The 12,998-nt window shown below is 62.0% G+C and carries 10 protein-coding genes and 2 pseudogenes; 5 read left to right on the top strand and 7 right to left on the bottom strand.

Going from position 1 to position 12,998, the window contains the following annotated elements; translation table 11 throughout:
- The first annotated feature begins 33 nt into the window (after positions 1-33).
- The 4 genes and pseudogenes from JN403_RS22120 (at position 34) to JN403_RS22105 (ending at position 5,324) form a co-directional block, all read left to right on the top strand.
- On the top strand, positions 34-1,056 hold the full coding sequence (locus tag JN403_RS22120; RefSeq protein WP_122537858.1) for an ABC transporter permease: 1,023 nt from the start codon (positions 34-36) through the stop codon (positions 1,054-1,056).
- Between the two features lie 346 nt (positions 1,057-1,402).
- On the top strand, positions 1,403-1,807 hold the full coding sequence (locus JN403_RS22115; protein WP_122537744.1) for a TraR/DksA C4-type zinc finger protein: 405 nt from the start codon (positions 1,403-1,405) through the stop codon (positions 1,805-1,807).
- Between the two features lie 318 nt (positions 1,808-2,125).
- Positions 2,126-3,613 carry a methyl-accepting chemotaxis protein gene (locus JN403_RS22110; RefSeq protein ID WP_275900186.1) on the top strand — a complete coding sequence of 496 codons (1,488 nt, stop codon included), beginning with the start codon at positions 2,126-2,128 and terminating at the stop codon, positions 3,611-3,613.
- Between the two features lie 249 nt (positions 3,614-3,862).
- Positions 3,863-5,324, top strand: a pseudogene (locus JN403_RS22105) (DUF2235 domain-containing protein).
- A 91-nt stretch (positions 5,325-5,415) separates the two neighbouring features.
- Here the strand turns inward: JN403_RS22105 and JN403_RS22100 are convergent.
- Entirely contained in the window at positions 5,416-5,652 is a 237-nt protein-coding gene (locus JN403_RS22100; protein WP_122537747.1) for a DUF2789 domain-containing protein, read from the bottom strand.
- 449 nt (positions 5,653-6,101) lie between these two features.
- Here JN403_RS22100 and JN403_RS22095 point away from each other — a divergent pair, with 449 nt between their 5' ends.
- Positions 6,102-6,569 (top strand): hypothetical protein, encoded by a 468-nt coding sequence (locus JN403_RS22095; RefSeq protein WP_122537748.1) that lies wholly within the window; start codon positions 6,102-6,104, stop codon positions 6,567-6,569.
- 105 nt (positions 6,570-6,674) lie between these two features.
- Here JN403_RS22095 and JN403_RS22090 read toward each other — a convergent pair.
- The 6 genes and pseudogenes from JN403_RS22090 to JN403_RS22065 all read right to left on the bottom strand — a co-directional run bounded on the left by JN403_RS22090 (position 6,675) and on the right by JN403_RS22065 (position 12,758).
- Positions 6,675-7,039: pseudogene (locus JN403_RS22090) on the bottom strand (Na+/H+ antiporter subunit G).
- Complete coding sequence (locus tag JN403_RS22085; protein WP_122537750.1) at positions 7,036-7,314, bottom strand: K+/H+ antiporter subunit F; 279 nt, start codon at positions 7,312-7,314, stop codon at positions 7,036-7,038. The pseudogene JN403_RS22090 and the gene JN403_RS22085 overlap by 4 nt, the downstream one beginning before the upstream one ends.
- Positions 7,311-7,799, bottom strand: coding sequence for a Na+/H+ antiporter subunit E (locus JN403_RS22080; protein WP_172611408.1), 489 nt, complete (start codon positions 7,797-7,799; stop codon positions 7,311-7,313). The genes JN403_RS22085 and JN403_RS22080 overlap by 4 nt, the downstream gene beginning before the upstream one ends.
- A complete protein-coding gene (locus JN403_RS22075; RefSeq protein WP_205484278.1) occupies positions 7,796-9,475 on the bottom strand; it encodes a monovalent cation/H+ antiporter subunit D in 1,680 nt (559 codons plus the stop codon). Before JN403_RS22075 ends, JN403_RS22080 begins: the two co-directional genes overlap by 4 nt.
- Positions 9,472-9,816 (bottom strand): Na+/H+ antiporter subunit C, encoded by a 345-nt coding sequence (locus tag JN403_RS22070; protein ID WP_065986226.1) that lies wholly within the window; start codon positions 9,814-9,816, stop codon positions 9,472-9,474. Before JN403_RS22070 ends, JN403_RS22075 begins: the two co-directional genes overlap by 4 nt.
- Positions 9,816-12,758 carry a monovalent cation/H+ antiporter subunit A gene (locus JN403_RS22065; RefSeq protein WP_122537753.1) on the bottom strand — a complete coding sequence of 981 codons (2,943 nt, stop codon included), beginning with the start codon at positions 12,756-12,758 and terminating at the stop codon, positions 9,816-9,818. The genes JN403_RS22070 and JN403_RS22065 overlap by 1 nt, the downstream gene beginning before the upstream one ends.
- Positions 12,759-12,998 lie beyond the last annotated feature (240 nt).

Raw genomic sequence — 12,998 nt, 5'->3', positions numbered from 1 at the left:
CGGGTCGAAAAAGAACAAGAGGCACACATGAAGATGAACGCGATACTGGAAAACAAACCCGCGCTGGCGCCCCGCAAGCACAAGCGCCGGCTGCCCACCGAACTGAGCATTTTCCTGGTGCTGATCGGCATTGGCCTGATTTTCGAGCTGTTCGGCTGGATCGTCCGCGATCAGAGCTTTCTGATGAACTCCCAGCGGCTGGTGCTGATGATTCTGCAGGTGTCGATCATCGGCCTGCTGGCCATCGGCGTGACCCAAGTCATCATCACCACCGGCATCGACTTGTCGTCAGGCTCGGTGCTGGCGCTGTCGGCGATGATTGCCGCCAGCCTGGCGCAGTCGTCGGACTACACCCGCGCGGTGTTTCCGTCGCTGACCGATCTGCCGGTGTGGGCGCCGGTGATCGCGGGGCTCGGGGTGGGGCTGCTCGCCGGTGCGATCAACGGCAGCATTATCGCCATCACCGGCATCCCGCCATTCATTGCCACACTGGGGATGATGGTCTCGGCGCGGGGCCTGGCCCGCTACTACACCGGTGGTCAGCCGGTGAGCATGCTGAATGATTCCTACACGGCGATCGGCCAGGGCGCCATGCCTGTCATCATCTTTCTGGTGGTGGCGGTGATTTTTCACATCGCCCTGCGTTACACGAAGTACGGCAAATACACCTACGCCATCGGCGGCAACATGCAGGCGGCGCGTACCTCGGGGATCAACGTCAAGCGTCACCTGATCATCGTCTACAGCATCGCCGGTCTGCTGGCAGGGCTGGCCGGGGTGGTGGCGTCGGCGCGGGCAGCCACCGGGCAGGCCGGCATGGGCGTTTCCTACGAACTGGACGCCATTGCGGCTGCGGTCATCGGCGGCACGAGCCTGGCCGGGGGCGTCGGGCGGATCACCGGCACGGTCATCGGCGCCTTGATTCTCGGTGTCATGGCCAGCGGCTTTACCTTCGTCGGCGTCGATGCCTACGTCCAGGACATCATCAAGGGCCTGATCATCGTCGTCGCCGTGGTTATCGATCAGTACCGCAACAAGCGCAAGCTCAAGCGCTAAGCTATAGACGTGCTGCTTAAAGGGCCTGATATCAGGCCCTTTTCGTTTTTCATCGGTTTGAACCGATCACGCAATGGCCGGTCAGACACCATCTGCCGCTTTTCGAGCGCACCCCGACCGGGCGAGCACGCGTTGAAATCCCGGCGCGACCCAATGCCACCGGGTATTCAAACCCTTGTTGGACGAATCCTGATCAATTATGTTGCCGAGTACCGAACCCGGCCTTAGACTGCCGCCCCTCGTAAATTGAGTGCCAAGCGGCGCTTCGAGACTACGGCGCTCTTTATGCCAGGTTGAGGCGCACCTTTGAGATCGCCTTAATGCACGTTTTTTTATAGAGAAATCAATGACCAAGGAAAAGTTGCTGGCGATGCCGGCCGATGACTACATGAACGCCGAGCAGCACGCGTTCTTCGTCGACCTGTTGCAAGCCATGAAAGTCGAAATCCACGAGCGTATCGAGCAGAGCCGTATCGCGATCGAAAGCCTGGACACCCCGGCTGACCCAGCCGACGCCGCTTCCGTGGAAGAAGAGCGTCACTGGCTGGTGAACGTGATTGACCGTGACCAGCGCATGCTGCCTCAGCTGGAAATGGCCTTGAGCCGCATCGCTGACGACAGCTTCGGCTGGTGCGAAGACAGCGGCGAGCCTATTGGCCTCAAGCGCCTGCTGATCAGCCCGACCACCAAGTACTGCATCGAAGCTCAGGAACGCCACGAGCAGATCGACCGCCACCAGCGTCAGGCGTGATCCCTCGGGTTCGACCGCCCGCAACGGGTGGTCGAGCCGTTCCATTGCGCACCGTCTGCTGCGCCCATTCAAGTTCCCCGTCACCGCACATTCCGACCGACTACCACCAATGACTCATGGCGCATGGCCGCTATTTGGGCGTCTAATGCTTTCACAATAATGAAAGCAGGGCAGGTCCCGGACATGGATGCGAAAGGTCGTCACGCAGCAACACCCTCCCACCCGGCGCACGCGTCTGCTGACGGGCAGGTTCGTACCGGTTCGCGCTGGCTGACGCCCGCCCTGCAAAGCCTTGGTCTGTGCCTGCTGTTTGCGGCGATGGCCTGGGTCGATGTGTCTGTCTATGTGAGTCTGCCCGTTGCGCTGTTGGTCTTGTGGTTACCGACGCTGTTCGCGAGTCAAACGCCAAGGGCCGTGGCAGGTACCAGCGAAGACGGCATGACACGTCTGACCCGGGATCTGTCCCGAAGCACCAGTCACAACGCGTTGTCTGCTGCGGCCGTAGCGTTTTCCGTCAGGCAACTGGCGGGCAAGCTGCAGTCCCAGGTCAATGCGGCCGAGCAAATCGTCAGCAGCGCTGATGTGATGATCACCACCGAGCGCGCCACGTCGACCCTGAGCCAGCAAGCGCTCAGCGCTGCCAGTCAGGCGCGGGAGAGCAGCGGTGCCGGGCTCAGCGTCCTCAATGAATCCATTGGTCTGATGCACCAACTGAGTGAACGGGCTGACAGCAGCCGTGAACTGATCGAAGCACTCAGCCAGCGCAGCGAAGACATTCAGCGTGTCACGGCGGTGATCCAGTCCATCGCCAGCCAGACCAATCTGCTCGCCCTGAACGCTGCCATCGAAGCCGCGCGCGCCGGTGAACACGGCCGTGGCTTTGCCGTGGTGGCCGATGAAGTGCGCGGGCTGGCCGGGCGCACGGCGACGGCGACCAATGAGGTCGGGGAGATGGTGGTTGATATTCAGCAGCGCACCCGTCAGGTGGTCGAGCAGATTCGCCAGTTGTCGGGCGACTTGAGTGGCGGCGTGGCCCAGGTTGAATCCACCGGGAAGCAGTTGGCGAACATCGCCGAGCTGGCCGTTGGCGTGGAGCAACAGGTCGGTGAAATCGCACGGGGCGCCCAGACCAATCAGGAGCAATTGAGCAGCCTGTTCGTGGCCGTCGAGCAAATGCGCAGCGACCTTGCCGTCAGCGATGACCAGACCCGGCGCCTGGCGCAGTCGGCCTTGCAAATGGAAGAACAGGCGGAAACCATCAGCGAACGCCTGGCCCAGGTCGGCCTCGATGACTACCACCAGCGCATTTACGACCTCGCCCGGGAAGGCGCCGGCCAGATTGCCGCGAAGTTCGAGCAAGACATCGATCAGGGCCGGGTCAGCCTGACCGACCTGTTCGACCGCACCTATCAGCCCATCGCCAACACTTCGCCGGCCAAGTACCAGACGCGCTTTGACCGCTACACCGATCAGACGCTGCCGGCCATTCAAGAGCCGCTGCTGACCCGTCACGAAGGGCTGGTTTTTGCCATCGCTTGCACCCAGCAGGGTTACGTGCCGACCCACAATCAGGTGTTCAGCCGACCGTTGACGGGCGACACGGCGGTCGACGCGATAAACAACCGCACCAAGCGCAAATTCGACGACCGCACCGGCATCCGCTGCGGCAGTCACCAGCAGCCGGTTCTGCTGCAGACCTACACCCGCGACACCGGCGAACTGATGCACGATCTTTCCGTGCCCATCATCGTCAAGGGCCGGCATTGGGGCGGGCTGCGGCTGGGCTATAGGCCGGAGAAAAGCTGAGCGGCAAGTTTCAAGTTGCAAGCTTCAAGCTGCAAGTGAAGAGCTACGAGCGAAGAGCGGGCCACTTGTAGCTTGCAACTTGTAGCTTGCAGCTCCAGAGACTAATCAACCGTCCGATATTGGAGTAGGACGCGTCTGAAGTGCAGTTCCATCGGTTGACGGAGCGTCAACTGCGATCATCCTGTGAGTATATGTCCGAATATGTAAGTACTTGTTCGGGACTCATGTCAGTACTCACGGATGAATCAAATGACAAAAATATCCAATACTCACGTAGCAAGCGATTCCCGCACCGACGCGCCCCAAGTCACCGTTCGCCTCGGCGTGTTCTTCGACGGGACCGGTAACAACCGGGTCAATAGCCAGATAGGCGCCGACTGCCAGGCCATGGCGGAAGTGAATGGTGGCGTGCATACAAAAGAATGCGGGGGTCGACACACTGACCCTGGCAGCAGTTACAGCAACAGCCTCACCAATATCGCAAGACTGGCCGGGTTATATGCACGGCAACGCAAGGCAATCATTAACGCCGATGGCGCTTATGTGTATGGCGCGGTGTATGTCAGTGGTGTTGGTACTACCTCTGGCGGGCGCGATTCCCGCCTGTCGGGTCAGGGCTTTGGGCGCGGTACTACCGGCGTGGTGGCGAAAGTGTCGTGGGGCATCAAAAAACTTGCCGACGAACTCCACATGTTTGAGAGCGATAACCCGGGTTGTGTCATCGGGGCGCTGGAACTGGACGTGTTTGGCTTCAGTCGGGGTGCGGCGTCGGCCCGGCATCTGGCCAACGAAGTGCTGAAAAAATCCCGGGGGCGCTGGACCCGGTTCTCGATCCCCGCAAGCTGCCGCTGTCGGACAGCTTTTCATGGGCCAGCGGCAGCGTGCGGCTGAAGGTCATTGGGCTGTTCGATACGGTGGCCGCCGTGGGGGGATTTCCGACCTGGGTAGCGTTCGCGATGCCGTCAATAAACGGGTCAATCTGTTTCTGCCGCCAGGGTGTGCGCAGCAGGTGCTGCACCTGGTCGCCGGCGACGAGCATCGGCGCAACTTCGTGCTTAACAGCGTCAAGCCCGACTGGCCCCGGGAAATCGTGCTCCCCGGCAGCCATTCGGACATTGGCGGCGGCTACCAGCCCCAGGAAGTGGAGAAAGTGTCGCTGTTCCGGCCTCGCCGCAGTCTGGTCAGCGTCAATACGCCGTACGATGCCACAGATGCCTGGCAGCAGGCCCACGCCGAGCTGTCCACGCTCGATGCACAACGCTTGCTCGACCCTGCGGATGAAAGCGCCTCGCTGGGCGTGGAGTGTTTCGAGCGGTCCGGCAGCACCTCACGAGGCGTCAAGACAGTCGTCGCGACAGTGACGCTGGAGCGCCGTGTCTACAACCATCTTGCCCTTGTTTACCTGCGGGTGATGCACGCGCTGGCGAGCGAAGAGGGCGTGCCGTTCCTAACCATCAAGGACTCCGCGGAAATAAGCCTGCCGCCGGAGTTGCGTCCCATTGCCGCCAAGCTGCTGAGTTGCGCCAAAGGGGAGGGCGGTGCGTTGAGTGATGCTGAGCAAACCCTGTTGTACCGGCGCTACATCCATCGCTCGGCCCACTGGAACAATTTCCGACGCGACGCGCTGGTGGACGGGTTGTTCGTGCATGCCCCTGCGCTCGAAGGGCGGCAGATGTTTACCAATATGGGTCAGCCCGGTTATCCACAGTGAGCAGAGCGCGTCAAACGAACCGGTGGCGATGATGGCGGAGCAGGAAAAAATGACGGCCTCCGGGGCCGTCATTTTTTATAAGCGCGACGTGTCAGGTCGGCGTGTGCAGCAAAACGTTCAGTTCGTCGACGATGGGTGCCCAGTCATCATCCAGCTGGATCTTTTCCTTGAGCAAGGCCGCTTGATTGTCCGTCCAGAAATCGGCTTCGGACACTTTCACGCCTTCAGGCAGATGATGCCCGGCGACGAACGCGTCGATGCTGGCCTGATCGGATTCCAGCCCCAGTTGTTCGAACAACAACTCAAGCGACGGTGTCATGATTTCCATTTTTTCTCCCGGACGGGTCGAGGACCCGGATTGGCGTGGTCAGTGAGTAACCTTCTGTTGCATGGGAGTGCCCGGAGAGGACAAGAGTTCTAACTGATTGCCTGAAGGGCCACTGACACACCGCGCGCTTTAGCAGGACTGGCGTTAGCCGGCAGCGCGGCTGGTGTCACACGGCGAAATTGAGGGTGCCCAAACCGGCCTCTTTCCCGCTGAAGCCGGTCCCACTCAAACATCCCATGGCGTCTTGCTGTGTAGGGCCAGGTCAACTGAAACAGCCTACGGCGTCAAAAACTTCATTACTGCGGACGAAAGGGATATATCCCCTATAGACTCACTGCCAGTAGAATCCATGCTCACGCCAGCGTCCGGTTTCAGGGCGCACCTTTCTCGTTTCTTTCTCGCCCGGTTCGCTGTACGGGCGAGTTCCTATCATGTTGGGAGTTTGTACATTGGCAGTAGGTAATCTGGATACCCATGCGTTATTCGTGCTCGGCGACGTGCGCGCAAAGTTGGTGAAGCTGTTCCAGGCGCGATTCGTTTATGTCATCGAACAATCCCCTGAAGGCATTTACATGTCGGAGATCGACACCGAAACCGCACTGGTGGTCGATGACAAGCCCGGGCTGGAACTCAAAGTGGGTGACCACTTCCGTGCCGCGGTATTGCCCAGCCGCGAAGGCGGCAAGTTCGAACTCCGTTTCCGCGACATCAAGATGACCATCTACGGCCTGGGCGAATACGCGTTTGTCGAAGTGCCCGAAGGCCACGGCATCGTCTTCAAAGAATCCCACAGCATCTTCATGGTGTTTGCCGCCCACGAACAGATCCAGTCCGGCCTGAGCAAAGTCCTCAAAGCAGCGACCGCCAAAGCAGCCAAATGGCGCAAAGGCGAACTGACGTTCAAGGCCAGCGAATAAGAGCACCCCTTCAGCAAAACCTGCACACGGAACGCGCCCACATCCCCCATGTCCCAAGCGGCGGGTGACGGGGCCGCCTGCGCGCTGCAAATCCGCAGACCGGGCTCAATGCCCCTGCTGTCTGCCGTCGCTGACCTCGGGTGGCACGTCGTCACCGGCCATGCGCTTGCGGAACAGCCCGGTGCGCGCCAGCAGCAAGGTGGTCACGGGGACGGTGATTGCGAGCAGGATCGGGATCAGCCAGGCATGCAACACGGGCCCTTCCTTCAGGGCAGAAAAGTAGACGATCGACGCCAGCGCCACGCACCATGCGCCGAGGGTCGAGGCCAGCGCGGGCGGGTGCATGCGCTGAAAAAGTCCTTCAGGCGCAACAGACCCAACGCGCCGATCAGGCCGAACAGGCTGCTGAGCACCAGTAGGGCGGCGGTCAGCACTTCGACCCAGAACGGCAGAACCTGCAACGAATTCATTCGATCACCTCGCCGCGCAACAGAAATTTGGCCAGCGCGAATGAGCCGACGAAGCCGAACAGCGCGATCAGCAGCGCGGCCTCGAAGTAGGTGTCACTGGCGTAACGAATGCCCAGCACCAGCATCATCAGCATTGCCAGGATGTACAGGTAGTCCAGGGCGAGTACCCGGTCCTGCGCCGACGGGCCTTTGAACAGCCGGATCAGGGTCATGACCATGGCGAGGGTGAACACCGACAGCGTAAACAGAATCGCGTTTGTGAGCAGAGCGCTCATTGGAAGATCTCCATCAGTGGCCGTTCGTACGTGCTTTTGAAATGCGCGATGAAGCGCGCTTCGTCGTCCAGGTCGAACACGTGCATCAGCAGCACGCTGCGATCCAGCGCCAGTTCAGACCAGACCGTTCCCGGCACCACCGTGCAGATCATCGCCAGCGCCGCCAGACCGTGGGCATCGTGCAGCTCCAGCGGGACCTTGACGAAGGCCGAGCGGGGCGGACGGCGACCTGCGCGCAGCACGCCCCAGGCGACGGCCAGATTGGACACCACCACATCGCGACCGACCAGCAGAAACAGGCGCAGGGCGACACCGGGTTTGCGAATTCGCGACGGCGACGGGCGCAACGGCGCGAAAATGTAGGGCGCGAAAAAGCCGAGCAGTGCGCCCAGCAGCAGATTGCCCGGGCTCAGGGACAGGTTGAGCAACAGCCACAAACCCCACAGGCACAGCGACAACAGCGGTGCGGGAAACAGGCGCTTCATGGCTGCACCTCCGCCGCTGACGACGCAGGCCCCGGTATCGGTCTGGCTGCCTTGACTGACAGCACGTATTGCTGCGGATCGTGCAGCGCCTGTGCGGTGTCCTGGGTGTAGTGCAACAGCGCCTGAGCCTTGAACGTCAGCACAATGGCGCAACCCACCAGCAAGGCAATCGGCAGGCATTCGTTGAGCCGCAGCAGCGGCGCCGCGTGTTCCTGAGGCGTCCAGAAACGTTTGATGCCGACACGCACAAACGCAAACAGTGACGTCAGTCCGGAAATAATCAGCAGGGCCACCAGCGTCCAGCTGTCGCCACGAATGGCTTCGTCCTTCGCCACATCAAGGCCCAGCGGATTGAGCAGGGCGCTGATTAGTGTCAGCTTGCCGAGGAAGCCTGACAGCGGCGGCATGCCGATGATCAACAGCGCGCAAGCGATGAAACTCAGGCCCAGGAACGCCATGGTCCAGGGGATGACATGGCCGACCACGGCTTTTTGTTCGTCATCCAGATTGGTGCCCGGCACCGGGTGCAACGACTCCAGCGCCTTGGGCAACTGGTCGGCGTCGTCATCGAGGGCGATGTCATTGGCCGAGCGCGAACGTTCGATCAGCTCCGCCAGCAGGAACAGCGCGCTCAGCGCCAGCGTCGAGCTGACCAGATAAAACAGCGCGCCAGCAGTCAGGCTCGGCTGCGCGAAACCGACCGCCGAGAGCAGAATGCCCGCCGACACCAGAATGCTCAGACTGGCCATGCGCTCCAGGCGCTGGGCCGCCACCACGGAAATCGCCGCCACAGCAACGGTCGCCATCCCGCCCCAGATCAGCCAGTCCCCGCCGAAGAACGCCGAGGCGCCGGCCTGACCGGAAAACAGCAGCGTCCACAACCGCAGCAGTGTGTAGAAGCCAACTTTGGTCATGATCGCGAACAGCGCCGCCACCGGTGCGCTGGCAGCAGAATACGCCGGCACCAGCCAGAAATTCAGCGGCCACATGCCGGCCTTGGCCAGAAACGCGACCGCCAGAATGGCCGCGCCAGCGTGCAGCAAGCCCAGATCGCCGTCCGGCACCTGAGGAATTTTCACCGCCAGGTCGGCCAGGTTCAGCGTGCCGGTGACGCCGTAGATCAGCGCTGCGCCGATCAGGAACAGCGACGAGGCCAGCAGGTTGATGGTGATGTAATGCAGGCCCGCCGATACCCGCGCCCGTCCAGAGCCGTGCAGCATCAGGCCGTAGGATGCGGCCAGCAGGACTTCGAAGAACACGAACAGGTTGAACAGGTCGGCGGTGAGAAACGCGCCATACAGCCCCATCAGCTGAATCTGAAACAGGGCGTGGAAACTGGCGCCGGCGCGATCCCAGCGGGCCAGGGCGAAGAGCAGCGCGCTGAAGGCGACGATGCCGGTCAGCACCAGCATCAATGCTGACAAATGATCGACCACCAGCACGATGCCGAACGGCGCTTCCCAGTTGCCCGGCAGATACACGCCGATGGAGCCGGTGGTGCCGGTTTTCTGCACCCACATCATCAGCGTGATGGCGATCGCCAAGCCGAGGCCGGTGGAGAACAGGTTGATCCGCGCTTTCAGCGGGCGGTGTTTCTCGCCGAGCCACAGCACCAGCGCAGCGGTGAGCACCGGCAACAGGATCGGCGCGACGATCAGTTGGTTCATCACACTCATTCACCCAGCTCCCGGCCGTCGACGTGGTCGTTGCCGGTCAGGCCGCGCGACGCCAGCAGCACCACCAGAAACAGCGCGGTCATGGCGAAGCTGATGACGATGGCCGTCAGCACCAGCGCCTGGGGCAGGGGATCGGTGTAGTTGAGCAGGTCCTGGGGCACGCCGTCCTTGATGATCGGCTCCTTGCCGATGAACAGGCTGCCCATGCTGAAGATGAACAGATTGACGCCGTAGGACAGCAGGCACAGGCCCATCACGACCTGAAAGGTCCGTGGACGCAGGATCAGCCACACGCCGGAAGCGGCGAGCACGCCGATGGCAATGGCGATGACTTCTTCCATCAGATGGCTCCTTGTGAAATCGGGCTGTCGGTCGGGACCGGCTCAATGGGCGGCGGCAGCGAGGTCGGGCGATGGCTGCGCACCGATTGGTGAGCCAGTGCCGTGAGGATCAACAGGGTCGATCCGACCACCACGGCGTACACGCCGATGTCGAAAAACAGGGCGCTGGCGATGTGCAGGTCACCCAGTATCGGCAGGACTACGTGCGCGGTGTGGGTGGTCATGAACGGATAACCCAGGGCCATCGAGCCCAGACCCGTGGCCAGCGCGAAGAACAGCCCGGTGCCCATCCAGCGCAACGGCCGCAGGCTCATGTTGGCCTCGACCCACTGAGTGCCGGCCACCATGTATTGCAGGATGAACGCCACCGACATCACCAGTCCTGCGACGAAACCGCCACCCGGCTGGTTATGCCCGCGCATGAACAGGTACATCGACACCACGAAGGCCACCGGCAAGAGCAGTCGCACCAGCACCGCCGGCACCATCATGAAGCCCAGTGCCGTGTCGGCAGCGTGACGCGGGTTGACCAGATCGGTGACCACGTCGCGGGCGAGCAGGCGCTGTTGTGCCGGCAGGGCGATGCTTTCTTTTGGCGGACGGAAGCGGCGCAGCAGCGCGAAGACGGTCAACGCCACGACCGCCAGCACGGTGATTTCGCCGAAGGTATCGAAGCCGCGGAAGTCCACCAGCATGACGTTGACGGCGTTGGTGCCGCCGCCCTGGGCCAGGGCGCGGCTCAGGTAAAACTCGGAAATGGCGTTCGGCGTCGGCCGCGTCAGCATCGCGTAGGACAACACCGCCATGCCGCCGCCCACCGCCACGGCCAGGACGAAATCGCGGATCCTGCGCACCTTGGCCCGGCGTCGCGCCTGGGACGGTGGCGGCACGTTTTCGTTGCGTCGCGGCAGCCAGCGCAGGCCCAGCAGGATCAACACCGTGGTGACGACTTCCACCGCCAGTTGGGTCAGTGCCAGGTCCGGCGCGGAGAACCAGACAAAGGTCACACAGGTCATCAGCCCACAGACGCTGACCATGGTCACGGCCGCCAGCCGGTGATATTTGGCCTGCCACGCCGCGCCGATGGCGCAGGCAATCGCGATCAGCCAGAGCATCACAAAGACGCCGGAACCGGGGATCTTCGGTCGATCACCCCAGCTCAGCCCGCTCTCGTACATTGGCACGAAACCGGCGACCAGCGCGGCCAGAACCATCAGGAACAACTGCGCCTGCAAACGACGTGTGGTCAGCAGCCTCATCAGTCGGCGGGCGCCGCGCATCTTCCACACCAGCACGCGCTCGAACATGCGCTTGCCGTTCAGACGCCACATCAGCGGCGGCCCATTGACTTGCTTGCGCTTGATCGGGCCACGGAGCAGCAGATACAGAACGATGCCAGCCGCCATGGCGATCAGGCTCATGATCATCGGCGCGTTCAACCCGTGCCAGATCGCCAGGCTGTATTCGGGGAGCTCACCGCCCACCACCGGCTGTGCCGCGGCGGCGAGCAATGGGCCGACGGAGTGCGTGGGAAAAATGCCGACGATCAGGCAGGCCAGCACCAGCAATTCCACCGGCAGGCGCATCCAGCGCGGCGGCTCGTGGGGCGTGTGCGGCAGGCGCGTGGCTTTCGGGCCGAAGAACACATCGACGGTAAAGCGCAGGGAATACGCCACGCTGAAAATCCCGGCGATCGTGGCGATCACCGGCAGAGCGATTTCCACCCAGTCGGTCGAGGTGATGAACACCGTTTCCGCGAAGAACATTTCCTTGGACAGGAAGCCATTCAGCAGCGGCACCCCGGCCATTGACGCGCTGGCGACCATCGCCAAGGTCGCGGTGTAGGGCATCAGCTTGATCAGCCCACTGAGTTTGCGGATGTCGCGGGTGCCGCTTTCGTGGTCGATGATCCCCGCCGCCATGAACAGCGACGCCTTGAATGTGGCGTGATTGAGGATGTGGAATACCGCTGCAACGGTTGCCAATGGACTGTTCAGGCCCAGCAGCAGGGTGATCAGCCCCAGGTGACTGATGGTGGAGTAGGCCAGCAGGCCCTTGAGGTCGTTCTGAAAGATGGCCGAGTAAGCGCCGATCACCAGCGTGCAGGCACCGGCGCCGCTGACCATCCAGAACCACTGTTCGCTTCCGGACAGCGACGGCCACAGGCGCGCCAGCAGGAATACCCCGGCCTTGACCATGGTCGCCGAGTGAAGATAGGCCGATACCGGTGTGGGCGCTGCCATGGCGTGGGGCAGCCAGAAATGGAAGGGGAATTGCGCGCTCTTGCTCAGCGCGCCGATCAGAATCAGCGTCAGCAGCACGGGGTACAGCGCGTGGGCGCGGATGGCGTCGCCCGAGGCCAGGACGCGATCCAGGTCATAGCTGCCGACGACGTGCCCGAGCAGCATCATCCCGACCAGCAGCGCCAGGCCGCCGGCACCGGTGACCATCAGCGCCATGTAAGCGCCGCGCCGGGCGTCGGCGCGGTGGTGCCAGTAGCCAATCAGCAGGAACGAGAAGACGCTGGTCAGCTCCCAGAAAAACACGATCTGAATGAGGTTGCCGGACATGACCAGCCCGAGCATGGCGCCCATGAATGCCAGAAAGAAAGAGAAGAAGCGCGGCACCGGGTCGTCCGGCGACATGTAATAACGCGCATACAGCGACACCAGCGCGCCGATCCCCAAGACCAGCATCGAGAACAGCCAGGCAAAGCCGTCCAGGCGCAGGACGAAGTTCAGGCCCAGGCTCGGCAGCCAGAAAAACTCTTCTCTGATGACCCCGCCATGGGCGATCTGTGGATACCACAGTGCGACCTGCACCGCGCCGATCAAGGCGATCAGGCCGGCGAGAATGGATTCACTGTTGCGTGCGTTGTGCGGCAAGAGCGCCGCCAGACAGCTGCCGATGAAAGGCAGAAGCAGTAGAACTATCAGGGACATAGGCTTCTAATCTGCGGAGAAATGTCAAGGATCATACGTGCCGGGTCCGGGATGACCAAACGCCAAGATGTCGCAGAATCCTACAAAGTTTGTAGGCAGCAGCGTAGTTGACAGTCTGTGTCGCGTAAGGTTGGCGGCTATCTGCCCTATTGTGGGAGCGAGCGAGCGAGCTCGCTCGCGAAGGGTCGGGGCAAAGTGCCGATTGGCGACCTGTACCGATTAGGCGACAATGCCGGCCTG

The organism is Pseudomonas sp. 15A4 (assembly GCF_016925575.1).
Taxonomy (GTDB): Bacteria; Pseudomonadota; Gammaproteobacteria; order Pseudomonadales; family Pseudomonadaceae; genus Aquipseudomonas.
The sequence above is the reverse complement of the archived record's forward strand: the minus strand, read 5'-3'. Positions and strand labels throughout refer to the sequence as shown.